Origin of the sequence: Rugamonas sp. DEMB1 (assembly GCF_029834475.1) — a bacterium.
GTDB lineage: Bacteria > Pseudomonadota > Gammaproteobacteria > Burkholderiales > Burkholderiaceae_D > Rugamonas > Rugamonas rubra.
The window spans coordinates 992,059-1,015,113 of record NZ_CP122407.1; the positions used below are offsets into that span (position 1 = coordinate 992,059).

The following is a 23,055-nucleotide window of genomic DNA, read 5'->3' on the forward strand; positions in this document are numbered from 1 at the left end:
ACCAATAACAATATGAGCACTGTCCCCTTGTCCCCGGCGCGCGAGCGCATCCTGCTGTGGCTGCTCGCGCTGACCCAGTTCACCGTCGTCATGGACTTCATGGTGATGATGCCGCTGGCGCCGCAGTTGATGCGCGCCTTCAACATCGAAGCCAGCACCGTGTCCGGCGCCGTCTCCGTCTACGCCTGGTGCGCCGGCCTGTCCGGTCTGCTGGCGGCCACCTACATCGACCGCTTCTCGCGCAAGCGCCTGCTGCTGACGATGTTCTTCCTGTTCAACCTGTCCAACCTGGCCTGCGCGCTGGCGCCCACCTTCCACCTGCTGGTGTGGTCGCGCGCCTTCGCCGGCCTGACCGGCGGCGTGATGGCCTCGATCGTCATGGCCATCATCGGCGACCTGATCCCGCCGCAGCGGCGCGGCGCCGCCACCGGCATCGTCATGACCTCGTTCAGCATGGCCGCCGTGGCCGGCGTGCCGGTCGGCGTGGTGCTGGCGGCCAAGTTCGGCTGGCAGTCGCCGTTCTATCTGCTGGTGGTGTTCTCGCTGATCATTTGGGCGCTGGCCGCCCGCGTGCTGCCCAAGCTGGACGGCCACCTGAGCAAGCGCGTGCCCATGTCCGCGGTGGTGCCGAATTTGATCGGCCTGTTCCGCGTGCCGCGCCACCTGAGCGCCTTCCTGCTGTCGGGCGTCAACATGCTGACCGGCATGCTGGTGATCCCCTTCATCTCGCCGGTGCTGGTCAACAACCTCGGCGTGCAGCCGGCCGAGATCACCTACGTCTACCTGGCCGGCGGCTGCGCCACCTTGTTCAGTTCGCGGTTGATCGGCCGCTGGGCCGACCGCGTCGGCAAGCACCAGGTGTACCGCTACATGGCCCTGTTCTCGATACTGCCGATGCTGTTCATGACGCACATGCCGCAGATGCCCTTGCTCGCGATCATACTGTTCTTCCCCTTCTTCATGACCTCGGTCGCCGGCCGCAACATTCCCTTGCAGGCGCTGATGACGACGATTCCCGATCCGGCCAGGCGCGGCGCCTTCCTCAGCGCCAACTCCGCGCTGCAGCAGCTGGGCAGCGGCGTCGGCGCCCTGATCGGCGGCATGAGCCTGCACAGCGACAGCAGCGGCCACATCGTCGGCTACGGCAGCAACGGTTACCTCGCCGCCGGCCTGACCTTGTTCACGGTGTGGTGGGTCGGCCGCGTCAACGGCGTAGCGGCCGCGCCGGCCCCGGCCGCGCGCGCAGCCGCCTGATATCAACTCCCGGCGGGGTCAGCAGCCGGCGGGGTCAGTGCCGACATTTGGACACGGCCTCAGCCGCTGTGTTGAAATTCCGGCGTTTGCGACGGCTGCAAGGCTCAGCTCGTGTCCGAATGTCGGCACTGACCCCGGCGTTCCTGCCCCCGGCGTTCCCTGAGCCCGGCGTTCCGGCGCTCCGGCATTCGATGTGAAGGCGGCGCCGCGACGAAGGTCGGGGCGCCGCTTTTTTGCGTCTGCTTGGACGGAGTTGCCTAGTGGCTCTTGCGCCAGCGGGCCAGGCTGATCAGCTCGTCGTTGACGACGTCCTCGACCAGGATCTCGTCGTCGCTGTCGGAGACGAGGAAGCTGTCGCGCCGCAGCGCGGCCTCGGCGCTGTTCTCGACAAAGCTGAACTGGTAGTAGCGCTTGCCCTTCACGGTGCGCTGCGCCGTGTCGTACTCGATGACGGCGCCGTGGACCTTGCCGCCGGATTCCTTGTCCAGCTGGGCCGACCAGGCGCGCAACTCGGGCAGCGCCATCAGCGCGGCGGCGGCCTGTTCTTTGCTGCGGCGCTTGCCCGGCGCGGCGGCCTCGCTGGCGGTGTCGACCGGTTGGGCCGTCGTCGGCGCGGGCTGCTGCGCGGCCGCTGGCTGCGCCGCGCCACCCGCCTCAAGCGGCGCGGGCAGGGCGGACACGGGTTTCAGGTAGGAAAAGGCTCCACCCAGGGCGACCACCAGCACGGCGGCCAGTGCCATTGCGGCCTTGTCGGCGGCGGAGTGTTTGTTCGAGCGGCGTTGCGCCATGACAGCTGCCTTGCAGTGGAATAGTAAGAGTCGGCCATACTAAACCAAAGAAATCCCCCCAGCAACAATTTGCTCCGGGCGTTCAGCCGCCGGGTTTCTGCAGCAGGCAGGAAATGTTGTGCGCCAGCAGACCCGGGCCGACGCCGAGCCGCCGCGCCACCCACAGCAGCGGCTTGAGCTTGGCCTTCGGCGCACCCATGCTGAGCCGCGAGCGGGCGAAGAAGTTGTCGGGGGCGGCGGTGTCGAGGTTGACGTAGCCGGGGCCGAAGCCGTGCACCGCCCGCCAGGGCCACATGCCGCGCTGCAGCGGCTTGCCCCACAGCCGGTCGAGCCAGCGCGGCAGGTAGTTGACCAGCCACAGGCCGGAATGGGCCTCCTGCGGCCACAGGCGGTTGCTGGTGCCGGTCAGCAGGATCATGCCGCCGGGCGCCAGCACCCGGTCCAGTTCGCGCTGCACGGCGGCGATCTGCTCCGCCGCGACGTACTCGAGCACGCTGTTGCAGGCGATCAGCTGGAACTGGCCGTCGGCGAAGGGCAGCTGGCGCGAGTCGGGCACGTGGCGGAAGTCGATGTTGTCGATGCCGTAGCGTTCGGCGTTGAGCCGCGCCAGGCTGACCCACTCCGCCGAGATGTCGGTGGCGCTGACGTGCGCGCCCAGGTGCGAGAACAAGATCGCCGAGGCGCCGACGTTGCAGCCGAACTCCAGCACCGGCACGCCCTCCAGTTGCAAGGGCATGGCGTCGAGCACCAGCCGCAGGTGGTCCCACTCGTAGTCGACGTAGCCGCCGACCCACGGGTCGCGCGGTTTCAGGCCCAGCTTGTGCGCCTGTGCGTCGAAGGCCTGTTGTTTCTGCTGTGAATTGACGATGGGGCGGTGCGGGCTGACGGTGTCCATGACGGCTCCTCGACGGGGTTGGAACGGGCGGTTGGCCTTTCACTATAGGGGCGCCGGCTGCAACACCGCTTGCGCCGGCGCAAGCGGCATGGCTCTGCTGCGGCAGAGTGATTCGAATTGGTTATCACTTTTCATATTTAATTCATTGGAATGTTATTCCTGGTTTTCATACACTCCTTGCCAGGGTTCCAGCAGTTTCGTCCAGTACGTCTTCCGACCACCTTCATGAATCACACACTACTTGGTATAGATTGGGGCACGAGCAACCGCCGCGCCTACCTGGTCGACCGGCAGGGCAACTGCCTGGCGCGCCACGAGGACACGCAGGGCATGCTGGCAGTGCGCGGCCGCTTCGGCGAGTCGCTGGCCGGGCTGCTCGCCGCGCTGGACATCGGCGCCGACGTGCCGCTGCTGTTGTCCGGCATGGTCGGCAGCGCCTCCGGCTGGCAGGAGGTGGCCTACGCCGACTGCGCGCTGCCGCTGGAGCGCTTGCCGGCCCATCTGGCGCCGCTGGCCGATCCGGCCTGGGCCGGTCGCGGCCACATCGTGCCCGGCTACTGCTACCGCGCCGACGCCGTGGCCGACGCCGTGGCCGATGCGGCCGTCGACGTCATGCGCGGCGAGGAGACCCAGCTGCTCGGCGCCGTCGCCCTCGGCCGCCGCGACGGCTGGCTGGTGCTGCCCGGCACCCACAGCAAATGGGTGCTGCTGCGCGACGGCGCCGTCGCCAGCATCGCCACCTACATGACCGGCGAGCTGTACGCCATGCTGGCCGCCGGCGGCACCCTGGCCGCGCTGATGGAGGGCGACAGCGCCGAGCCGCAAGCCTTCGCCGCCGGACTGCGCCAGGCCGGCTTGGGCGGGCCGCTGTCCAACTCGCTGTTCCGCGTGCGCGCCCGCGTTGTCGCCGGCGCCATGCCGCAGGCGCAGGCGGCCGGCTTCGTCAGCGGCCTGCTGATCGGCGCCGAGTTCGCCGCCGCCGCGAGCGCCGCCGCCGAGTTCGGCGCCGGCCCGGCCGCCGCCGCCGGCTCCGCGTCCTCCAAGAGCGCCGCATCCGGCGTGATATCCGCCACCGCGCTGGTCCCGGCCCACGCCCGCATCGACGTGATCGGCTCGCCGGCGTTGGCCGAGCGCTACGCCGTCGCCGCCGCCCACTTCGGCCTGGAATGCGCGGTGCTCGACCCGCACCAGGTCTACTGCGCCGCGCTGTCCCGATTCCTCAACCAGGCATAGCCCATGACACCCACTCCACCAAAACTTCCCCTGGTCGCCATCCTGCGCGGACTGGCGCCGGCCGAGGCGCTGGCCGTCGCCGACGTGCTGCACCAGGCCGGCTTCCGCGCGCTCGAAGTGCCGCTGAACCGGCCCGGCGCGCTGGAATGCATCGCCCTGCTGGCGGCCAGCGCGCCGGCCGACACGCTGATCGGCGGCGGCACCATGCTCAGCGTGGCCGACGTCGAGGCGGTGCACCGCGCCGGCGGCCGCCTGCTGGTTTCGCCCAACTGCAATCCGGCGGTGATCCGCCGCGCCGCCGCGCTGGACATGTACTGCGCGCCCGGCGTGGCCACGCCGACCGAGGCCTTCGCCGCGCTCGACGCCGGTGCCCACGCGCTCAAGTTGTTCCCGGCCGATATGCTCGGCCACGCCGGCCTGAAGGCCTTCAAGAGCGTGCTGCCGGCCTCGATGCCGCTATGGCCGGTCGGCGGCATCACGCCCGACAACATGGCCGGCTGGGTCGGCGCCGGCGCCAGCGGCTTCGGCATCGGCGGCCAGCTCTACACCCCCGGCGCCGGCCTGGACGCCTTGGCGCAACGCGCCACCGCCTACGTCGCGGCTTGGCACCGAACCCAGGCGGCCACGCCGCTTACCCAATAAGGATACCCAGAGATGAGCAAGCAAGAAGAGCATAACGGCGGCAACAACAACAACGACGGCGACAACGGCAACCACGGCGACACTCCTGACGGCAAGAAGATGCGCCGCTCGCAGCACTGGTTCGGCGGCAGCAGCAAGGACGCCTTCATCCACCGCTCGTGGATGAAGAACCAGGGCCTGCCCGACGACAGCTTCGACGGCCGCCCGGTGATCGGCATCTGCAACACCTGGTCCGAGCTGACCCCCTGCAACGCCCACTTCCGCCAGCTGGCCGACAAGGTCAAGCAGGGCGTGCTGCAGGCCGGCGGCCTGCCGCTGGAGTTCCCGGCGATGTCGCTGGGCGAGACCAATATGCGGCCGACCGCCATGTTGTTCCGCAACCTGGCGGCGATGGAGGTCGAGGAGTCGATCCGCGCCCATCCGCTCGACGGCGTGATCCTGCTGGTCGGCTGCGACAAGACCACGCCGGCGCTGCTGATGGGCGCCGCCAGCGTCGACCTGCCGACCTTGGTGCTGTCCGGCGGGCCGATGCTCAACGGCCGTTATCGCGGCGAGACCATCGGCTCCGGCACCCACGTCTGGAAGTTCTCCGAGGCGGTGCGCGGCGGCCAGATGAGCCAGGGCGAATTCATGAAGGCCGAGAGCTGCATGTCGCGCAGCGCCGGCCACTGCATGACCATGGGCACCGCCTCGACCATGGCCAGCATGGTCGAGGCGCTCGGCATCGCGCTGCCGGAGAACGCGGCCATTCCCGCCGTCGATTCGCGCCGCCACGCGCTGGCGGTGATGGCCGGCCGCCGCATCGTCGAGATGGTCGAGGCCGACCTGCGCCCCTCGGCCATCCTGACCCGCGCCGCCTTCGAGAACGCGATCCGCGCCAACGCCGCCATCGGCGGCTCCACCAACGCCGTGCTGCATCTGCTGGCCATCGCCGGCCGCGTCGGCGTCGATCTCAGCCTGGACGACTGGGACCGCCTGGGCCGTGAGGTGCCGACCATTTTGAACCTGATGCCGTCGGGCGAGTTCCTGATGGAGGACTTCTACTACGCCGGCGGCCTGCCGGTGATCCTGCGCCGCCTGGCCGAGGCCGGCCTGCTGCACAAAGACGCGCTGACCGTCACCGGCCAGACCGCGTGGGAGAACAACCGCGACGCCGAGTGCTTCAACGACGCCGTGATCCGCCCGCTGGCCAAGCCCTTGCTGGCCAGCGGCGGCATCGCCGTCCTGCGCGGCAACCTGGCGCCGCTGGGCGCCGTCATCAAGCCGTCGGCGGCGACGCCAGCGCTGCTGCAACACACCGGCCGCGCCGTGGTGTTCGAGGACATCGAGCACTACAAGGCGCGCGTCGACGACCCGGCGCTCGACATCGACGCCGACTGCATCATGGTGCTGAAGAACTGCGGGCCGAAGGGCTATCCCGGCATGGCCGAGGTGGGCAACATGGGCCTGCCGGCCAAGCTGCTGGCGGCCGGCGTGACAGATATGGTGCGCCTGTCCGACGCGCGCATGAGCGGCACCGCCTACGGCTCGGTGATCCTGCACGTGGCGCCCGAGGCGATGGCCGGCGGCCTGCTGGCGCTGGTGCAGGACGGCGACATGATCGAGGTCGACGTGGCCGGCCGCCGGCTCGAGCTGCTGGTGGCCGAGGACGAGATCGCGCGCCGCCGCGCCGCCTGGGTGGCGCCGGTCGCGCCCAAGTCCGGCTACGCCAAGCTGTACTTCGACCACGTGCTGCAGGCCGACCAGGGCGTCGACCTCGACTTCCTGGTCGGCTGCCGTGGCGACGCCGTGCCGCGCGAGTCGCACTAGGCTTGGCGCTTGGCGGCCGGCGGCCGGCGACCGCCAAGCGCCAAGCGCCGCCATGCGCGCGCGCGCGTGCGCGCTAGCTGGCGGCCCGGTATGGCCGTATGATGACGGCTCGGGAATTCAATGTCGATACGGGGTGGACTGGATGGTTGAGCTGGAAGCGGAATGCATCTGGGCGCTGGGCGCCGAACTGGGCGAGGCGCCGCTGTGGCTGGCCGAGCAGAACCGGCTGTACCTGGTCGACCTGAAGGGCCGCCGCCTGCACGCGCTCGACCTCGCCCCCGACCTCGGCCCCGCCGCCGGCAGCGCCGGCGCGCGCCACAGCTGGACCCTGCCCGAGTACCTGTGCTGGCTGATTCCGCGGCGTGACGGCGACGGCTTCATGGCCGGCCTGCGCGACGGCATCGCCCACCTGTGGCTGGAGCCGGAGCTGCGCCTCGATTACGTGGCGCGGCCCTTCGACGCCGCCGCCGGCATCCGCCTGAACGACGCCAAGGCCGACGCCTCCGGCCACATCTGGGCCGGCTCGATGCACAACGGCGACTACCACCGCACCGACGGCCAGTTGATCCGCCTCGACCACGACTTCAGCTGGCAGGTGCAGGCCGGCGGCTACCACATCTGCAACGGCCCGGCCTTCAACCGCGAGGGCACCACCCTGTACCACACCGACAGCTACCTGGGCCGCGTGTACGCCTATCCGATCGACGTCCGGGGCGACCTGGGCGAGCCGACGCTGTGGCGCCAGTTCGACCAGGCGGCCGAGGGCGGCCCGGACGGCATGACCGTCGACAGCGAGGGCTGCCTGTGGATCGCCCAGTGGGGCGGCGCCCGCGTGTGCCGCTACAGCGAGGGCGGCGAGCTGCTGGCGACGGTGCGTCTGCCGGTGCGCAACCCGGCCTCCTGCACCCTGGGCGGCGCCGATTTGAAAACGCTGTACATCACCACCGCGCGCGAGGGCAACAGCGTCGAACAGCTGGCCGCCGCGCCGCTGTCCGGCGGCCTTTTCGCCGTGCGGGTCGAGGTGGCCGGCGTGCCGGTGGCGCGCTTCGGCGCCTCGGCGCCATGAGCCAGGCACCGCCACGGCGCGCGCCGCACACCCGCCTGAAGACGCGCCAGCTGCTGTTGCTGGTCGCGCTGGACGAGCAGCGCAACATCCACCGCGCCGCCGAGGACATGGCGATGACCCAGCCGGCCGCCTCCAAGCAGCTCAAGGAGCTCGAGGAGCTGCTCGACGTGCAGCTGTTCGAGCGCACCACGCGCGGCGTCGAACCGACCATCTTCGGCGAGGCGATGATACGCCACGCCCGCATGGCGCTGGCCAACCTGAACAACGCCCACGACGACATCGCCGCGCTGAAGGCCGGCCTGGTCGGCCAGGTCAACGTCGGCGCCATCATGACGCCCAGCGTCAGCCTGCTGCCGGCCGCCGTGCTCAGCGTCAAGCGGCATTCGCCGCTGCTGCGCATCGGCATCCAGGTCGACATGAGCAACAGCCTGATCGAGCAGCTGCAGGCCGGCGCGCTCGACTTCATGATCGGCCGCCTGCTCGAACGCCAGGACAAGGCCCAGTTCCACTACGAGGAGCTGGCCAGCGAGCCGCTGTGCGTGGTGGCGCGGGTCGGCCACCCGCTGCTCGGCGAGCCCAAGCTGGACCTGGCGCGCATCGCCGGCTACGGCTGGGTGCTGTCGCCGCCGGGCAGCGTGCTGCGCCACAAGTTCGACATGATGTTCCGCCGCGTCGGCATCGAGCCGCCGGCCAACGTCATCGACACCAGCGAGCTGGCCGTCATCAGCGAGCTGCTGCGCCAGTCCGACCTGCTGCACGCCTTCCCGCGCGAGCTGGCGCACAACTACGCCCGGCTCAAGCTGTTCGCCATCGTGCCGGTCGAGCTGCCCTGCCAGATGGACGCCTTCGGCATCATCACGCGGCAGAACCAGCTGCTTTCGCCCGGCGCCCGCATGCTGCTCGACGCCGTGCGCGGCGTCGCCGCCGACACCTATCCGCGCTGACGCAAACCAACTCCGCGAAAACAGCGCGGCGTCAATCTAGGGTCAGACCCTAGGGTCTGACCCTGGTTCGGCGCAATTTGCTTCGGCGCACAAAAAAAGGGCCAGCTCCGCGAGGAACTGGCCCTTTTTGATTGGCTGGCTGGCGCGCGCCGCCGAAGCGGTCCGCGCCCGACCGGCCGGCAATTACATCATGCCGTCCATGCCGCCCATGCCGCCCATACCACCCATGCCGCCCATGCCGCCGGATGCTTTGTCTTCTGCGACTTCGGCAACCATGCAATCGGTGGTCAGCATCAGGCCGGCGATCGACGCTGCGTTTTGCAGTGCCGAACGGGTGACCTTGGCTGGATCCAGCACGCCCATTTCGACCATGTCGCCGTAGGTGCCGTTGGCGGCGTTGTAACCGTAGTTACCTTTGCCGGCCAGGACAGCCGCGACCACGACCGACGATTCTTCGCCGGCGTTTTGCACGATCATGCGCAGTGGTTCTTCCATGGCGCGCAGAACGATCTTGATACCTGCGTCCTGGTCCGGGTTGTCGCCTTTGACGGTGATGTTGGCACGTGCGCGCAGCAGGGCAACGCCGCCGCCAGGAACAATGCCTTCCTCCACGGCAGCGCGGGTGGCGTGCAGTGCATCTTCAACGCGGGCTTTTTTCTCTTTCATTTCGACTTCGGTGGCAGCGCCAACCTTGATCACGGCAACGCCGCCGGCCAGCTTGGCCACGCGCTCTTGCAGTTTTTCACGGTCGTAGTCCGAGGTCGCTTCTTCGATCTGCACGCGCACTTGCTTGACGCGGGCTTCGATGTTGGCAGCTTGGCCGGCGCCGTCGATGACGATGGTGTTTTCTTTGCCGATTTCGATACGCTTGGCCTGGCCCAGTTCTTCCAGGGTGATTTTTTCCAGGGTCAAGCCGACTTCTTCAGCAATAACCTGGCCGCCGGTCAGGACAGCGATGTCTTCCAGCATGGCTTTGCGACGGTCGCCGAAGCCTGGAGCCTTGACGGCGCAGGTTTTCAGGATGCCACGGATGTTGTTGACGACCAGGGTCGCCAGTGCTTCGCCTTCGATGTCTTCTGCGATGATCAGCAGTGGACGACCGGCCTTGGCGACTTGTTCCAGTACCGGCAGCAGGTCACGGATGTTGGAGATTTTCTTGTCGCACAGCAGGACGAATGGATTGTCCAGGATCGCGACTTGCTTCTCTTGGTTGTTGATGAAGTATGGCGACAGGTAGCCGCGGTCGAACTGCATACCTTCAACGATGTCCAGCTCGTCGTTCAGCGACTTGCCGTCTTCCACGGTGATGACGCCTTCTTTACCGACTTTTTCCATCGCCTCGGCGATGCGCTCGCCGATCGAGTAGTCCGAGTTGGCCGAGATGGCGCCGACTTGGGCGATTTCTTTGGTGGTGGTGCAAGGACGGGCGATCTTGGCCAGCTCTTCGACGGTGGCAGCGACTGCCTTGTCGATGCCGCGCTTCAGGTCCATTGGGTTCATGCCGGCGGCAACGAACTTCATGCCTTCGCGCACGATTGCCTGGGCCAGAACGGTGGCGGTGGTGGTGCCGTCGCCGGCGTTGTCGCTGGTGCGGGAAGCAACTTCCTTGACCATTTGCGCGCCCATGTTCTGCAGCTTGTCTTTCAGTTCGATCTCTTTAGCGACCGACACGCCGTCCTTGGTGACGGTAGGGGCGCCAAACGAGCGCTCCAGCACCACGTTGCGGCCCTTAGGACCCAGGGTGACTTTGACCGCGTTGGCCAGGATGTTGACGCCTTCAACCATTTTGGCGCGCGCTGCGTCGCCGAAAATTACTTCTTTAGCTGCCATGTTGTTTCTCCAGAATTTTGTGAGTAGGGGATTGCTACGTCTGAGTAAGAAATTACTTGACGACGATCGCCATGATGTCTTCTTCGCGCATGACCATCAGTTCCTGGCCGTCAACTTTGACGGTCTGGCCGGCGTATTTGCCGAACAGGACGCGGTCGCCTACTTTGACATCCAGCGGACGGACTTTGCCGTCTTCCAGGATCTTGCCATTGCCTACGGCGAGCACTTCGCCTTGGTCCGGTTTTTCAGCGGCTGCATCAGGGATGATCAGGCCGGACGCGGTTTTGGTTTCCTGGTCGAGACGTTTGACGATGACGCGATCGTTCAAAGGGCGAAGGTTCATACAAAACTCCTTTAGTTCAATGGTTGTAGTGCGTGTGAGTCCGGCGCCGGCGTGTGCCTGGCCCCGTTCCCAGTAGGGTTGCCACATCAACAATGTTGACACAGCCATCAAGAGTTGTTAGCACTCTCTACTAACGAGTGCCAATTATAGGGACGCTTATGCGGTATTTCAAGGCGCGTCCGCATTTATTTCATATCAACACGGCCGTTTGTCTGATCGATGTCGCCCACTGTTGACCTGCCGCAAACACGCGGCCGGCGCGGCCGCAAACCTGGGCGGCGCGGCGCGTGGCCGAAATCCCGCCGCCGAGGTGGAAAATTGTGCCGCAAGCCGGTGATTCGATTGACGGCGCTTCGCTTGCCGCCCTATAGTGACGGGATGATTTCCGAATTCCAAGAACTATCCGACAAAATCGACCAGCTGGCCGCGATGACCCAGGCCTTGCGCCGGGAGAACGCCCAATTGCGCCAAGCCAACTCCGCCCTGGTGGTGGAGAACCTCGGCTACCAGGCCCGCCTGAGCGAGGCCGCCGGCCGCGTCGAGGCGCTGCTCGAGCAGATCCCCGCGCTGGTGGCCGAATCCATGGCCTCGGCCGACACCGAGGACGCGCAATGATCCAGCTCGACGTGGCCATCATGGGCCAACCCTACCGCCTGGTCTGCAAGGCCGACGAGGAGAGGGCGCTGCGCGAGGCGGCCGCCTTCCTCGACAAGAAGATGTGCTCGATCCGCGACGCCGGCAAGGTCAAGGGCAACGACCGCATCGCCGTCATGGCGGCGCTGGGCATGGCGGCCGAATTCCTCTCGGTGAAATCGCCGCAGGGACCGTTGTCGGACCTGTCGATCCTCGAGGTGCAGCAGAAGATCAGCGCCATGCACAAGGTGTTGGACGGCGCGCTGACGCCGCAGGAAGCCTTGTTTTAATTCGAGAAAAGCCTTCCCCTGGTCGGCACAAAAGAGTAAACTTCGTCCACCCTGCAGTGTTCGCGATTGTCATATATTCCTTGAACCATTTATGTGCACCGGTCGCGGGATTTTGTTTGATGGGAGTGAGCGTCGCTAGTTCGATGAACCCGAAGTTGAACTAACTGTGACCACCTTGAACCGTTTGGTTCGGGATGCCGGCATAGCGGCACAGGCGGGGTACTATTCCAAAAGAGCGGTTGCGAACATCGAGTGCGCAGCCGCTTTTTTACGTCCCTAGTGTCTAGGTTTGTCCGTCTGGAGCGAGCGCGATGCAATACTGGTTGATGAAATCCGAGCCCGACGAGGTCAGCATCGACGACGTGCTGGCCGCGCCCGGCCACACCGTCTCCTGGTTCGGCGTGCGCAACTACCAGGCGCGCAACTTCATGCGCGACGCCATGCGGCCCGGCGACGGCGTGTTGTTCTACCACTCCAGCTGCGCCCAGCCCGGCGTGGCCGGCCTGGCCGAGGTGGCCAGCGCCGCCTATCCCGACGCCACCCAGTTCGAGGCCGGCGGAAAATACCACGACCCCAAGGCCACGCCGGAGCAGCCGCGCTGGAGCGCGGTCGACGTGCGCGCGCTGAAGAAGACCCGGCTGCTGCCGCTGGCCGAGATGCGCGGCATTGCCGCGCTGGAGGACATGCTGCTGCTGCAAAAGGGCAGCCGCCTGTCGATCACGCCGGTTAGCGCCGGCCAGTGGAACGCCATCGTCAAGCTGCTCGAGGCCGGCGCCGCGTCCCTAGAAGGGTCAGACCCTAGGGTCTGACCCTGGCGCTTTGCCTGTTGCGCAGCCCCCGACCTTGATCGGCATGGGCGCTCGACTCCGCGCCCGGACGGCGCTCAACGCGGCAGCGCCGCCACGCCGCCCTCGTTGAGCTTGAACACGCTGACCACCTCGGCCAGCGCGGCCGCCTGCTCCTGCAGCGAGGCCGCCGCCGCCGCCGCCTGCTCGACCAGCGAGGCGTTTTGCTGGGTCACCTCGTCCATCTGCGTGATGGCCTCGTTGACCTGCTCGATGCCGACGCTCTGCTCGGCGCTGGCGGTGGTGATCTCGCCCATGATGTCGGTGACGCGCTGGATGCTGTCGACCACCTCGCGCATGGTCGCGCCGGCCTTGGTCACCTGGGCGCTGCCGGCGTCGACCTTGCTGGTCGAGTCGTTGATCAGCTCCTTGATCTCGCGCGCGGCGGCGGCGCTGCGCTGGGCCAGGTTGCGCACCTCGCTGGCGACCACGGCGAAGCCACGGCCCTGCTCGCCGGCCCGCGCCGCCTCGACCGCCGCGTTCAGCGCCAGAATATTGGTCTGGAAGGCGATGCCGTCGATCACGCTGATGATGTCGCCGATCTTGCGCGCCGACTCGTGGATCGCCGCCATCGTCGCGATCACCTCGGCCACGGCGGCGCCGCCGCCCTGCGCCACCGAGGAGGCGGTCTGCGCCAGCGTGTTGGCCTGGCGCGCGTTGTCGGCGTTCTGCCGCACCGTCGAGGTCAGCTCCTCCATCGACGAGGCGGTCTGCTCCAGGCTGCTGGCCTGGTGCTCGGTGCGCGCCGACAAGTCCATATTGCCGGCGGCGATCTCGCTGCTGCCGCTGGCGATGTTGCCGGTGCCGTTGCGCACGTCGATGACGATGTGCAGCAGGCTGTCGTTCATCGTCTTGAGCGCCTGCAGCAGGCGGCCCGTCTCGTCGGCCGAGTCGACCGTGATCTCGCTGCGCAGGTCCTTGTTGGCGACGGCGACGGCGATGTCGACGGCGTGGTGCAGCGGCACGATGATGCCGCGCGTCAGCCACCAGGCGCAGGCCACGCCGCACAGCAGCACCAACGTGCCGAAGCCGAGCATGAAGTTGCGGCTGTGCTTGTAGACCGAGTTGATCTCGGCCGCCGTCGCGTCGATGCTGGCGCGCTGCATGTTGAGCAGGGTCTGCAGGCTGCCCAGGTACTGCTTGCCGGCCGGCACGAACTGCTGGTCCAGCAGCGCGTTGGCCTGCTCCGACTGGCCCTCGGCCTTCAGCTTGCCGATGTTGTCGCGGATCGCCAGGTAGTTCTTGCGCGCCACCTTCATTTCTTCGAATTTTTCCTTCTCCTGCGCCGTCTCGAGCAGCGCCTCGACCTTCTGCTGCAGCGCGTTGACGTCGCGCGCCGAGTTGGCCACGTCCTCGGTGAAGAAGGCCACCAGCGAGGCGTCGCTGCTCTTGGCCATGGCGCCGGTGCGGCGCACGCTGGTGTGGATCAGCGTGTACCAGTCGGCCACCATGCGCTCCTTGGCCAGCGGCTGATGCATCATCGCTTGCGTGCCCTCGGCGACGGTTTGCAGGTTGCGGATGCCGATCACCGTCATCAGCATCATCAAGGCCAGCAGCAGGGCGAAGCCGGCGGCGAGGCGGGTACCAATATTCAAATTCTTCATGATAGGGCGGCGCCGGCGAAGGCGCGAATTGTTTAAGGAGTGAAGGCGCGCGCAATGCGTGGCGTCAACAGTATCGCAAAAAATTCCACAAAGAAAGCAATAGTGGCTTTCAATTTTGCAATATATTGCCCTGTTGCCAATATGCGACGGGCCCGCGCTCATGGTGTACCATCGGGCAATGTTGCCGCGCCTTGCAGCGCGGCGTCCGCAAGACAACCTCGTCGGTCCACTATCGCCATGTCCTCGCCTTCGTCTTCGCCGTCCTTCGCCGCCGCAATGCCGGCCCTTGTTGTTGCGCCCGGCCCGCGTGGCGCCGCGCCGGCCCGCGCGCCACGGGGCCGTTGATGGATTGGGGACTGGTGCTGGTGTTGTTGTTGATGGGGGCCTTCGGCGGCTTCTCTGCCGGTCTGCTGGGCATAGGCGGCGGCATGATCCTGGTGCCCTTCATCACCATGATCTTCAGCGCGCGCGGCTTCGCGCCCGAGGTGATCGTCCACATGGCCATCGCCACCTCGCTCGGCACGATCTTGTTCACCTCGATGTCCTCGGTGCGCGCCCACCACCTGCACGGCGCGGTGCGCTGGCGCATCGTCGCGCTGCTGTCGCCGGGCATCCTGCTCGGCTCGTGGATCGGGCCGTGGATAGGCAAGCAGATGTCGTCGACCGTGCTGGCGCTGTTCTTCGGCCTGTTCATCTCCTTCTCGGCGGCACAGATGCTGCTGGGGAAAAAGCCCAGCGGCGGGCGCGAGCTGCCCGGCACTGTCGGCATGTTCGCCGCCGGCGGCCTGATCGGCCTGCTGGCCGGGCTGGTGGGGGCGGGCGGCGGCTTCATCTCCATCCCCTTCATGGGCTGGTGCAATGTGAAGATCCACAACGCCGTCGCCACCAGCGCCGCGCTCGGCTTCCCGATCGCGCTGGCCGGCACCTTGTCGAACATTTTCTATGGTTGGGGAGTGGCCGATTTGCCGCCGTACTCGCTGGGTTTCATCTACCTGCCGGCGCTGGCGGTGATCGCCACCGCCAGCGTGCTGTTCGCCCCGCTCGGCGCGCGCACCGCGCACCGCCTGCCGGTGGCGACGCTGAAGAAGGTGTTCGCCGTGGTGCTGTACTGCCTGGCCGCGTACATGCTGTGGAAGGCCTTCCACTAGCTGTAGCGAGCTGCGTTTGAAACCGCTCCGACCTGCATTTGACGAGATTCTCGGTCAGGAACAACTGCAACTGACACGCCTCTCAAACCAGCATGAGCAAATGAACCTGCATTCTGCCGCAGTCTTGAATCGCCTCAGGTGTTCAAAACAACTCCATCATTTGGCGGCTTCCAGCCGCCGACGTGTGGCGGCGCGCTTGGCGGCGAACTTGGCTTCAACCTCAGCGGCCGGGATCAGCTTGCCGGCATTGGCCGAGTCCAGACCGATCTGCACTTGGCGACGAAACCAAGCGTCATGTTCTACCGCTTCCTGCTGCTGCCGAACGAAGTCACGCATGAAGTCGCGCAGCAGCTGGGCGCCGGTACGGTCGCGGTCCTTGGCGGCTGTCATGAATTGCTCTTTCAGGCTGGCATCGATCATTGCTAAGCTTCCGAGCGCGGCACGATGTCGAGTACCTGAATCACTCCTTCGCCCGGCTGGTAGAACAAGCGGAAGTCCTTGATTCTCGCGACAAGAACGCCGGGGCGCGAGTTGGAAGATCTGACCTGTTCGACGGGCAGGCCTTGCCGGACTCAAAGGCACGAAGTACTTCCGCCAGCCCTTGCTTCAATTCACCTTCCGCCTTTTGGAGCGCAATAGTCGCCCGCTGCGTCATTTCCACTTGCATGAATTTGCTCCTTGGTAGGTGCTCGCTGGTGCAACAATTTTACATCGGATCGCGTCCGATCAGATAATTGTGGGCGCGTAGCAAAAGGTGCTTTGTCGCCGGTGGTTTTTTCTAGTCTGCAGGGCGTTGCAGGGAGGTGTCGCCGGTCAGTGCGAACGGCAGCGCCCTGGCCCAGCGGTTGGAGGAGAGCGAAAACGTCAGCGCGCGCACCTGGTGATACCAGCCGGCGGGCACGTACAGCAGGTCGCCCGGATTGACGATGACCTCGATCATCAACGCTTGGCGGGCCAGGGGGAACTTCTCGAAGTCCGGCGCCTCGGGGTCGACCGGCGAACCGAACAGGATGGCGTTCGCCTCGCGCGGGTAGAGGAACTCGTCGTGGTGCGGCGGCGACAGGAAGATCCGTTTGGTCCCCCAGATCTGCGCGAAGATGTTGTCGTCGTAGTCGCAATGCAGCGGCGTCACCGTTCCCGCCGGGCCGAGCCAAAAGCGCGGCGGACCCATTTTGTCGAAGTAGGTGGGCCAGTGGCACAGGCGATTCAATTCGCGCAGTTCCAGGTTGCCCAGGTAGGGCGGCAGCTCGTGCGCGCCGCTGGCGACCAGCTCGAGATACTCGAGCATCGACATGTCCTGCATCGCCCGGTCGGTCGCGAACGCCGTGTTGATGTAGTCGCCCACCCGCGCCCGCACGGGCAGGTGGCTATAGTGCTCGCGCAGCGTTTGCGGCGTCAGGGCGGTCAGCGGCCAACGGTTGACCAGCCCGCTGGTCAGGAACGGCAGGCCCTGGGCGGCGCGGGCGCGGAAGGCCTTGGCGTCGAGCGAACCCAGACGCGGCACGGCGGCAATGGTCGGCAGCGCGCGCGCGGCGCGCTTGATCGCCTCGCGCATGTCGTCGATCGAGCTGACGCCGCGCACCAGCGCGTCCCTTTGCTCGCGCGCCAGCCTTCTGGCGGCGACCGCCTCGGGCGAGTCGCCCTCCGTCTCCTGCCGCGTGGGCGGCAAGCGTGGCGTTTCGCGCACGCTCACGCCGGTGCTCACGCCAAGGCCCGCGCCGTGCGCGTGCCCTTGTCGCGGTAGGCCCAGGCCAGCAGCACCAGCGCGCCGACGATCATCGGCAGCGACAGCACCTGCCCAGACGAGATGTTGAAGCCGGCGAACTCGACCTCCCAGTCCGGCGTGCGGAAGTATTCGGTGAAGAAGCGCGCGCAGCCGTACAGCAGGGTGTACATGGCGCCCACGGCCAGCCGTGGCCGCTCCTTGCGCGCGTACAGCCACAGCAGCACGAACACCAGCAGGCCGTCGACCAGCAGCTGGTAGATCGGCGACGGGTGGCGCGGCAGCGCGTCGACGTTGGGCCAGATCATCGCCCACGGCAGGCTGGCGTCGGCCACGCGGCCGGGCAGCTCGGCGTTGATGAAGTTGCCCAGGCGGCCGCAGGCGTAGCCCAGCGGCACCAGCGGGGCGATGAAGTCGTAGACGTCGAGCAGGTTGCGGCCGGACTTGCGCGCCCAGAAGGCCATCGCCAGCATCACGCCGATGAAGCCGCCGTGGAAGGACATGCCGCCGTGCCACACCTGCAGGATCTCCAGCGGGTGGGCGAAGAAGTAGCCGGGGCGGTAGAACAGCACCTCGCCCAGGCGGCCGCCGAGCACCACGCCGAGCATGCCGTAGAACAGCATGTCGTCCAGGTCGACGTTCTTCCAGGCCAGCGCGGCGATGTGCGGCTGGCGGATGCGCACCCGGCCCAGGGCGATGAACAGGGCGAAGGCCAGCACGTACATCAGGCCGTACCAGTGGATCTGCACCGGCCCCAGCGAGAGGGCGATCGGGTCGGGCATCGGGTGTATCAGCATTGTGTGTTCTTTCGTAGTAATTCCAAAAAGCCCTGCAGCACCGGCGAGTCGTTGTCGCGGCGCCAGGCCAGCCCGGTCTCCACTTGTGGCGTGGGATCGGACAGCGAGCGGTATTCTACTCCGGGGCGCATCAGCTTCGACACCGATTGTGGCACAAGGGCGATGCCCATGCCGGCCGACACCAGGCTGACGATGGTCTGCATCTGGATCGCCTCCTGGCCGATGGGCGGCGTGACGCCGGCGCCGCGGAACACCGACAAGATGGCGTCGTGCAGGGCCGGCGAGATGGCGCGTGGGAAGATGATCAGCGGCAGCGGCGGCAGGCTGGCCAGCGCCACCGGCCCCGGCTTCTTCAACGCCTCCAGCCCGCTCGGCGCGGCCAGCACCAGCGGCTCCTTGAGCACCGGCAGGTAGTCCAGCTCGACCCTGGCGCGGTCGGGCAGCGGCGGGATCAGCAGGCCGGCGTCGATGCGGTTGTGCAGCAGGTCGTCCAGTTGCAGGTCGGAGGTGGCCTCCAGCAGCGTGATCTGCACCTGCGGATAGGCCGCCCGGTAGGCGCGCAGGAAGGGCGGCAGCACGCTGTAGTCGGCCGAGGAGACGAAGGCCAGCGTCAGCCGGCCGACCTCGCCGGCGGCGGCCCGCTGCACCAACTGCGGCAACTCCTGCGCCTGGGCCAGCAGGCGGCGCGCCTCCGGCAACAGGGCGGCGCCGGCCGCCGTCAGCGCCACGCCGCGCCGGTTGCGCTCGAACAGGGCGGCGCCGAGCAGCTCCTCGAGCGCCAGGATGGTCTGCGACAGCGGCGGCTGGGTCATGTGCAGGCGCAGCGCGGCCTTGCCGAAGTGCAGCTCCTCGGCGACCGTGACGAAGTAGCGCAGTTGGCGCAGTTCCAGGTTCATCGATATGCATTTCCATTCAAATTGGCGAGTTCGATATCTTTTGCGACTCACAGACAGGCAAATGATATATTTGACACCCGCCCCCGCGCAAGGCAATCTGGTGGTCATTACGCTGCGCCCCAACACCCCAATACCCCAACACCGCGCCGCCCGCGCCAGCCGCGCCGGGCGCGCCCCTCCTGGAGACTTCATCATGCCGCAATACCGTTCCCGCACCACCACCCACGGCCGCAACATGGCCGGCGCCCGCGCCCTGTGGCGCGCCACCGGCATGAAGGACGGCGATTTCGACAAGCCGATCATCGCCGTGGTCAACTCCTTCACCCAGTTCGTGCCGGGCCACGTCCACCTGAAGGGCCTGGGCCAGCTGGTCGCCCGCGAGATCGAGGCGGCCGGCGGCGTCGCCAAGGAGTTCAACACCATCGCCGTCGACGACGGCATCGCCATGGGCCACGGCGGCATGCTGTACTCGCTGCCCTCGCGCGACCTGATCGCCGACTCGGTCGAATACATGGTCAACGCCCACTGCGCCGACGCCATGGTCTGCATCTCCAACTGCGACAAGATCACCCCCGGCATGCTGATGGCCGCCATGCGCCTGAACATCCCGGTGGTGTTCATCTCCGGCGGCCCGATGGAGGCCGGCAAGGTCATCAAGGTGGTCGACGGCGCGCAGAAGATCATCAAGCTCGACCTGGTCGACGCCATGATCAAGGCCGGCGACAGCTCGGTCAGCGACGCCGACGTGGCCGAGATCGAACGCTCGGCCTGCCCGACCTGCGGCTCCTGCTCCGGCATGTTCACCGCCAACTCGATGAACTGCCTGACCGAGGCGCTCGGCCTGGCCCTGCCGGGCAACGGCACCATCGTCGCCACCCACTCCGACCGCAAGGAGCTGTTCCTGCGCGCCGGCCGCCTGGTGGTCGAGCTGGCCAAGCGCTACTACGAACAGGACGACGCCTCGGTGCTGCCGCGCGCCATCGCCAGCAAGGCCGCCTTCGAGAACGCCATGGCGCTCGACGTCTCCATGGGCGGCTCGACCAACACAGTGCTGCACCTGCTGGCCGCCGCCCACGAGGCCGGCGTCGACTTCAACATGGCCGACATCGACCGCATCTCGCGCAAGGTGCCCTGCCTGTGCAAGGTCGCGCCGATGACCGACAAATACCACATCGAGGACGTCCACCGCGCCGGCGGCATTTCGGCCATCCTCGGCGAGCTGGCCCGCGCCGGCCTGCTCGACACCACGCTGCCGACCATCCACGCGCCGACCATGGCCGAGGCCATCGCCCGCAACGACGTCAAGGTCAGCGACGACCCGGCGGTGCACCAGCTGTTCCGCGCCGCGCCGGGCGGCGTGCCGACCCAGGTGGCGTTCTCGCAGTCCGAACGCTACGCCGCCGTCGACACCGACCGCAGCAACGGCTGCATCCGCGACAAGGCGCACGCCTACTCGCAGGACGGCGGCCTGGCCGTGTTGTACGGCAACCTGGCCGAGAAGGGTTGCATCGTCAAGACCGCCGGCGTCGACGAGAGCATTTTGAAGTTCAGCGGCAAGGCCCGCGTCTTCGAGAGCCAGGACGCGGCCGTCGAGGCCATCCTCGGCGACACCGTGCACGAGGGCGACGTCGTCATCATCCGCTACGAGGGACCGAAGGGCGGCCCGGGCATGCAGGAGATGCTGTACCCGACCTCGTACATCAAGTCCAAGGGCCTGGGCAAGGCCTGCGCCCTGTTCACCGACGGCCGCTTCTCCGGCGGCTCGTCCGGCCTGGTGATCGGCCACGCCTCGCCGGAGGCGGCCGAGGGCGGCGCCATCGGCCTGGTGGAGGAGGGCGACATGATCGACATCGACATTCCCGAGCGCACGATCAACCTGCGCATCGACGCCGCCGCGCTGGCCGCGCGCCGCGCCGCCATGGAGGCCAAGGGCGCCGGCGCCTGGCTGCCGACCAACCGCGACCGCGTGGTGTCGCAGGCGCTGCAAGCCTACGCCGCGCTGACCACATCGGCCGACCGCGGCGCCGTGCGCGACCTGTCGCAGCTGAAGCGCTAGTCCTGCGGCGCGCCAGCAAACCCCAGCGGCGTAAAACTAGGGTCAGACCCTAGGGTCTGACCCTCGCTCTCCGCCTTTGCGTGCTCTGGTAGCCGCTGGCACGCCGAGATTCCCCCCGGCGCCGCCTACTTGCGCTTGTCGAAGTTGTCCTTGACGCGCTGCTGGCGCCGCTTCTCGTCGACGTTGTGGGCTTTGCGCTTGTCCAGCCCCAACATCGGTTCAAGGAACTCGAACCAAACGAAGGCGAACACCATCAAACCGACAATCCACCACCACGAGACGGCGGCGAAACGCCAGACTTCGAAATAGCGCAGGCCGCACAGGGCCAGGATGAGCAGGATGAGCGGCATGGCGGACTCCCAGGTGAGCCTCCATCTTACAAACAATTACAACTATCTGGCGGCTAAATTGTGATACGCCCGTCAACCACGGGCGGACGAAGCGCGTTTTGTATGTATTCGGTCTTCGTGCTGCGCGGCAAAACGGGGTAGAATTGCGAGAGGTTTACTATGGAGAACACAATGAAACGCACTTTGATGATGGTTGGTATGTTGGCAGTGTCCGCATTCGCTTCGCAGGCTGCGATGGCCAGTGCCGATTTGGCGAAAGCCAAGAATTGCATGGCTTGCCACGCAGTCGGTAGCAAACTGGTGGGCCCTGCCTACAAAGACGTGGCGGCAAAATACGCCGGTCAAAAAGACGCCGAAGCCAAGCTGGTGGCAAAGGTCTTGAAGGGCGGCTCCGGCGCCTGGGGCGCGATCCCAATGCCAGCCAATCCACAGGTGACCGAGGCGGAAGCCAAGACCCTGGTCAAATGGGTGCTGGCGCAGAAGTAATTCTGCTCGGCCCAAAAGCGAACGCGCCGACTTCGGCGCGTTTTTTTGGGGCTGTTTTTTCATCGCGAGCATTCACCCCGCAATGCGATCCGCCGGGGTCTGACCCCGTACGGGGTCAGCCCCCTTCCTTGCGGGGTGGGGGGATGCAATTTGGTGCAGAGCGGCCATGAAAAAAGGCGCGCCGTTCGCACGGCGCGCCTTTGTCGTCAGGCCATCGCGGCCGACTTTTTTGCTTTACTTGACCACTTCCATCTTGGTCTTCTTGCCGCCCTTGTAGGTGAACAGGGTCAGCGAGCCGTCCTTGATGTCGCCGTTGGCGTCGAAGGCGATCGGGCCGGTCACGCCCTGGTACTTGATCTTGGCCAGGAAGGGCAGGTACTTGGCCGGCTCGGCCGACTTGGCCTCGGCCATGGCGGCGGCCATGGTCATCACGGCGTCATACACGTACGGCGCGTACAGCAGCACCGGCGAGTTGTACTTCTTCTGGTAGCGCGCCTGGAAATCGTCCAGGTTCTTCTGCTGGTCCGGCGTCACGCCGCCGGCTTCGGCGCAGGTGACCAGGTCGTCGCCGATCGAGTCGCTGGCCAGCTTGGGCAGCATCTCGGTGCAGGCGCCGTCGCCGCCCATGAACTTGGCCTTGATGCCCAGCGCCTTCATCTGGCGCAGCATCGGGCCGGCCACCGAGTCCATGCCGCCGAAGAAGATCAGGTCGGGGTTCTTGGCCTTGATGGTGGTCAGGATGGCGTTGAAGTCGGTGGCGTTGGCGTTGGTGAACTCCTTGCCGACGATTTGCACGGCCGGCAGCGATTTCTTCGCGCCCTTGACGAACTCCTCGGCGACGCCCTGGCCATAGGCGGTGCGGTCGTCGATCACGGCGATCTTCTTGGCGGCCAGCTTCTGCACCGCGTAGGCGCCCAGCGTGCCGCCCAGCTTGTTGTCGTTGGCGACGACGCGGAAGGCGGTGTTGAAGCGCTGCTTGGTGTACTGCGGCGTGGTGGCGGCCGGCGAGATTTGCGGGATGCCGGCGTCGAAGTAGATCTTCGAGGCGGGCACGGTGGTGCCCGAGTTCAGGTGGCCGATCACGCCGTTGACCTTGGCGTCGACCAGCTTCTGCGCGACGGCGGTGCCCTGTTTCGGATCGGCCGCGTCGTCTTCCAGCACCAGTACGAACTTGACCGGTTTGCCGTTGATCTTGAAGCCTTTGGCGTTCAAGTCCTCGACCGCCATCTTGGCGCCGTTTTCATTGTCTTTGCCCAGGTGGGAGGAGGCGCCGGAGACGGGCGCGACGTGGCCGATCTTGATCACTTCCTGCGCGTTGGCGCTGCCGGCGAAGGCCAGGGCGATGGCGAATGGAATCAACTTAGTCTTAAACAACATAAACATTCTCCAAGTAATTGAAAACAGCAGCGTCTCGTGAACGCCG

At 66.7% G+C, this 23,055-nt stretch carries 23 protein-coding genes and 1 other RNA gene; 13 read left to right on the forward strand and 11 right to left on the reverse strand.

Features of this window, described 5'->3' with window-relative positions; all coding sequences use genetic code 11:
• The first annotated feature begins 12 nt into the window (after positions 1 to 12).
• Positions 13 to 1,254, forward strand: coding sequence for an MFS transporter (locus QC826_RS04500; protein ID WP_279764590.1), 1,242 nt, complete (start codon positions 13 to 15; stop codon positions 1,252 to 1,254).
• Between the two features lie 257 nt (positions 1,255 to 1,511).
• Here QC826_RS04500 and QC826_RS04505 read toward each other — a convergent pair whose 3' ends face one another.
• Both QC826_RS04505 and QC826_RS04510 read right to left on the reverse strand, forming a co-directional pair.
• Complete coding sequence (locus QC826_RS04505) at positions 1,512 to 2,042, reverse strand: hypothetical protein (RefSeq protein ID WP_279764591.1); 531 nt, start codon at positions 2,040 to 2,042, stop codon at positions 1,512 to 1,514.
• Positions 2,043 to 2,124: 82 nt separating this feature from the next.
• On the reverse strand, positions 2,125 to 2,937 hold the full coding sequence (locus QC826_RS04510) for a class I SAM-dependent methyltransferase (RefSeq protein WP_279764592.1): 813 nt from the start codon (positions 2,935 to 2,937) through the stop codon (positions 2,125 to 2,127).
• 225 nt (positions 2,938 to 3,162) lie between these two features.
• On the opposite strand from QC826_RS04510, the gene QC826_RS04515 reads away from it, so the two are divergent.
• The 5 genes from QC826_RS04515 to QC826_RS04535 all read left to right on the forward strand — a co-directional run bounded on the left by QC826_RS04515 (position 3,163) and on the right by QC826_RS04535 (position 8,631).
• Positions 3,163 to 4,170, forward strand: a complete 1,008-nt coding sequence (locus tag QC826_RS04515) for a 2-dehydro-3-deoxygalactonokinase (protein ID WP_279764593.1) — start codon at positions 3,163 to 3,165, stop codon at positions 4,168 to 4,170.
• Positions 4,171 to 4,173: 3 nt separating this feature from the next.
• Entirely contained in the window at positions 4,174 to 4,812 is a 639-nt protein-coding gene (locus QC826_RS04520; protein WP_279764594.1) for a 2-dehydro-3-deoxy-6-phosphogalactonate aldolase, read from the forward strand.
• A gap of 99 nt (positions 4,813 to 4,911) precedes the next feature.
• Positions 4,912 to 6,621: an IlvD/Edd family dehydratase gene (locus QC826_RS04525; RefSeq protein WP_279766383.1), complete on the forward strand. Its 1,710-nt coding sequence runs from the start codon at positions 4,912 to 4,914 to the stop codon at positions 6,619 to 6,621.
• Between the two features lie 142 nt (positions 6,622 to 6,763).
• The gene (locus QC826_RS04530) at positions 6,764 to 7,687 is read left to right on the forward strand and encodes an SMP-30/gluconolactonase/LRE family protein (RefSeq protein ID WP_279764596.1); all 924 of its coding nucleotides are present in this window, start codon (positions 6,764 to 6,766) and stop codon (positions 7,685 to 7,687) included.
• Complete coding sequence (locus QC826_RS04535) at positions 7,684 to 8,631, forward strand: LysR substrate-binding domain-containing protein (protein WP_279764597.1); 948 nt, start codon at positions 7,684 to 7,686, stop codon at positions 8,629 to 8,631. Before QC826_RS04530 ends, QC826_RS04535 begins: the two co-directional genes overlap by 4 nt.
• Before the next feature lie 183 nt (positions 8,632 to 8,814).
• On the opposite strand, the gene groL is transcribed toward QC826_RS04535, so the two are convergent.
• On the reverse strand, positions 8,815 to 10,461 hold the full coding sequence (gene groL, locus QC826_RS04540) for a chaperonin GroEL (RefSeq protein WP_279764598.1): 1,647 nt from the start codon (positions 10,459 to 10,461) through the stop codon (positions 8,815 to 8,817).
• 52 nt (positions 10,462 to 10,513) lie between these two features.
• Positions 10,514 to 10,804 carry a co-chaperone GroES gene (gene groES, locus QC826_RS04545; RefSeq protein WP_008451606.1) on the reverse strand — a complete coding sequence of 97 codons (291 nt, stop codon included), beginning with the start codon at positions 10,802 to 10,804 and terminating at the stop codon, positions 10,514 to 10,516.
• Between the two features lie 378 nt (positions 10,805 to 11,182).
• Here groES and QC826_RS04550 point away from each other — a divergent pair, with 378 nt between their 5' ends.
• From QC826_RS04550 to QC826_RS04565, 4 genes are all read left to right on the forward strand, one after another.
• A complete protein-coding gene (locus QC826_RS04550; RefSeq protein ID WP_093384917.1) occupies positions 11,183 to 11,419 on the forward strand; it encodes a hypothetical protein in 237 nt (78 codons plus the stop codon).
• The gene (locus QC826_RS04555; RefSeq protein ID WP_093384914.1) at positions 11,416 to 11,727 is read left to right on the forward strand and encodes a cell division protein ZapA; all 312 of its coding nucleotides are present in this window, start codon (positions 11,416 to 11,418) and stop codon (positions 11,725 to 11,727) included. The genes QC826_RS04550 and QC826_RS04555 overlap by 4 nt, the downstream gene beginning before the upstream one ends.
• A gap of 45 nt (positions 11,728 to 11,772) precedes the next feature.
• Positions 11,773 to 11,952: non-coding RNA, 6S RNA (ssrS, locus tag QC826_RS04560), on the forward strand.
• Positions 11,953 to 12,038: 86 nt separating this feature from the next.
• Positions 12,039 to 12,536 carry an EVE domain-containing protein gene (locus QC826_RS04565; RefSeq protein ID WP_279764600.1) on the forward strand — a complete coding sequence of 166 codons (498 nt, stop codon included), beginning with the start codon at positions 12,039 to 12,041 and terminating at the stop codon, positions 12,534 to 12,536.
• A 74-nt stretch (positions 12,537 to 12,610) separates the two neighbouring features.
• Here QC826_RS04565 and QC826_RS04570 read toward each other — a convergent pair whose 3' ends face one another.
• Positions 12,611 to 14,176, reverse strand: a complete 1,566-nt coding sequence (locus QC826_RS04570; RefSeq protein WP_279764601.1) for a methyl-accepting chemotaxis protein — start codon at positions 14,174 to 14,176, stop codon at positions 12,611 to 12,613.
• Positions 14,177 to 14,520: 344 nt separating this feature from the next.
• Here QC826_RS04570 and QC826_RS04575 point away from each other — a divergent pair, with 344 nt between their 5' ends.
• Complete coding sequence (locus QC826_RS04575) at positions 14,521 to 15,324, forward strand: sulfite exporter TauE/SafE family protein (protein WP_279764602.1); 804 nt, start codon at positions 14,521 to 14,523, stop codon at positions 15,322 to 15,324.
• Positions 15,325 to 15,480: 156 nt separating this feature from the next.
• Here the strand turns inward: QC826_RS04575 and QC826_RS04580 are convergent, their stop codons facing one another.
• The 4 genes from QC826_RS04580 to QC826_RS04595 all read right to left on the reverse strand — a co-directional run bounded on the left by QC826_RS04580 (position 15,481) and on the right by QC826_RS04595 (position 18,740).
• Positions 15,481 to 15,744 (reverse strand): hypothetical protein, encoded by a 264-nt coding sequence (locus QC826_RS04580; RefSeq protein WP_279764603.1) that lies wholly within the window; start codon positions 15,742 to 15,744, stop codon positions 15,481 to 15,483.
• Between the two features lie 358 nt (positions 15,745 to 16,102).
• On the reverse strand, positions 16,103 to 17,029 hold the full coding sequence (locus QC826_RS04585; RefSeq protein WP_409567767.1) for a cupin-like domain-containing protein: 927 nt from the start codon (positions 17,027 to 17,029) through the stop codon (positions 16,103 to 16,105).
• Complete coding sequence (gene lgt, locus QC826_RS04590; RefSeq protein WP_279764604.1) at positions 17,026 to 17,844, reverse strand: prolipoprotein diacylglyceryl transferase; 819 nt, start codon at positions 17,842 to 17,844, stop codon at positions 17,026 to 17,028. The genes QC826_RS04585 and lgt overlap by 4 nt, the downstream gene beginning before the upstream one ends.
• Positions 17,838 to 18,740: a LysR family transcriptional regulator gene (locus QC826_RS04595; protein WP_279764605.1), complete on the reverse strand. Its 903-nt coding sequence runs from the start codon at positions 18,738 to 18,740 to the stop codon at positions 17,838 to 17,840. Before QC826_RS04595 ends, lgt begins: the two co-directional genes overlap by 7 nt.
• Before the next feature lie 193 nt (positions 18,741 to 18,933).
• Between QC826_RS04595 and ilvD the strand changes: the two genes are divergently transcribed.
• On the forward strand, positions 18,934 to 20,796 hold the full coding sequence (gene ilvD / locus QC826_RS04600) for a dihydroxy-acid dehydratase (RefSeq protein ID WP_279764606.1): 1,863 nt from the start codon (positions 18,934 to 18,936) through the stop codon (positions 20,794 to 20,796).
• 125 nt (positions 20,797 to 20,921) lie between these two features.
• On the opposite strand, the gene QC826_RS04605 is transcribed toward ilvD, so the two are convergent.
• Positions 20,922 to 21,146 (reverse strand): TIGR04438 family Trp-rich protein, encoded by a 225-nt coding sequence (locus QC826_RS04605; RefSeq protein ID WP_279764607.1) that lies wholly within the window; start codon positions 21,144 to 21,146, stop codon positions 20,922 to 20,924.
• A 171-nt stretch (positions 21,147 to 21,317) separates the two neighbouring features.
• On the opposite strand from QC826_RS04605, the gene QC826_RS04610 reads away from it, so the two are divergent.
• Positions 21,318 to 21,632, forward strand: coding sequence for a c-type cytochrome (locus tag QC826_RS04610; protein WP_279764608.1), 315 nt, complete (start codon positions 21,318 to 21,320; stop codon positions 21,630 to 21,632).
• A gap of 234 nt (positions 21,633 to 21,866) precedes the next feature.
• Here QC826_RS04610 and QC826_RS04615 read toward each other — a convergent pair whose 3' ends face one another.
• Entirely contained in the window at positions 21,867 to 23,009 is a 1,143-nt protein-coding gene (locus tag QC826_RS04615; RefSeq protein ID WP_279764609.1) for a branched-chain amino acid ABC transporter substrate-binding protein, read from the reverse strand.
• Positions 23,010 to 23,055: the final 46 nt, after the last annotated feature.

Coding starts and splice junctions, on each gene's coding strand:
- QC826_RS04570 (WP_279764601.1), bottom strand. CDS start 14,176: ATGAAGAATTTGAATATTGGTACCCGCCTCGCCGCCGGCTTCGCCCTG.
- QC826_RS04520 (WP_279764594.1), top strand. CDS start 4,174: ATGACACCCACTCCACCAAAACTTCCCCTGGTCGCCATCCTGCGCGGA.
- QC826_RS04605 (WP_279764607.1), bottom strand. CDS start 21,146: ATGCCGCTCATCCTGCTCATCCTGGCCCTGTGCGGCCTGCGCTATTTC.
- QC826_RS04535 (WP_279764597.1), top strand. CDS start 7,684: ATGAGCCAGGCACCGCCACGGCGCGCGCCGCACACCCGCCTGAAGACG.
- QC826_RS04555 (WP_093384914.1), top strand. CDS start 11,416: ATGATCCAGCTCGACGTGGCCATCATGGGCCAACCCTACCGCCTGGTC.
- QC826_RS04500 (WP_279764590.1), top strand. CDS start 13: ATGAGCACTGTCCCCTTGTCCCCGGCGCGCGAGCGCATCCTGCTGTGG.
- groL (WP_279764598.1), bottom strand. CDS start 10,461: ATGGCAGCTAAAGAAGTAATTTTCGGCGACGCAGCGCGCGCCAAAATG.
- QC826_RS04615 (WP_279764609.1), bottom strand. CDS start 23,009: ATGTTGTTTAAGACTAAGTTGATTCCATTCGCCATCGCCCTGGCCTTC.
- QC826_RS04595 (WP_279764605.1), bottom strand. CDS start 18,740: ATGAACCTGGAACTGCGCCAACTGCGCTACTTCGTCACGGTCGCCGAG.
- QC826_RS04530 (WP_279764596.1), top strand. CDS start 6,764: ATGGTTGAGCTGGAAGCGGAATGCATCTGGGCGCTGGGCGCCGAACTG.
- QC826_RS04505 (WP_279764591.1), bottom strand. CDS start 2,042: ATGGCGCAACGCCGCTCGAACAAACACTCCGCCGCCGACAAGGCCGCA.
- QC826_RS04510 (WP_279764592.1), bottom strand. CDS start 2,937: ATGGACACCGTCAGCCCGCACCGCCCCATCGTCAATTCACAGCAGAAA.
- QC826_RS04610 (WP_279764608.1), top strand. CDS start 21,318: ATGAAACGCACTTTGATGATGGTTGGTATGTTGGCAGTGTCCGCATTC.
- QC826_RS04515 (WP_279764593.1), top strand. CDS start 3,163: ATGAATCACACACTACTTGGTATAGATTGGGGCACGAGCAACCGCCGC.
- QC826_RS04575 (WP_279764602.1), top strand. CDS start 14,521: ATGGATTGGGGACTGGTGCTGGTGTTGTTGTTGATGGGGGCCTTCGGC.
- ilvD (WP_279764606.1), top strand. CDS start 18,934: ATGCCGCAATACCGTTCCCGCACCACCACCCACGGCCGCAACATGGCC.
- QC826_RS04525 (WP_279766383.1), top strand. CDS start 4,912: ATGCGCCGCTCGCAGCACTGGTTCGGCGGCAGCAGCAAGGACGCCTTC.
- groES (WP_008451606.1), bottom strand. CDS start 10,804: ATGAACCTTCGCCCTTTGAACGATCGCGTCATCGTCAAACGTCTCGAC.
- QC826_RS04550 (WP_093384917.1), top strand. CDS start 11,183: ATGATTTCCGAATTCCAAGAACTATCCGACAAAATCGACCAGCTGGCC.
- QC826_RS04580 (WP_279764603.1), bottom strand. CDS start 15,744: ATGATCGATGCCAGCCTGAAAGAGCAATTCATGACAGCCGCCAAGGAC.
- QC826_RS04565 (WP_279764600.1), top strand. CDS start 12,039: ATGCAATACTGGTTGATGAAATCCGAGCCCGACGAGGTCAGCATCGAC.
- lgt (WP_279764604.1), bottom strand. CDS start 17,844: ATGCTGATACACCCGATGCCCGACCCGATCGCCCTCTCGCTGGGGCCG.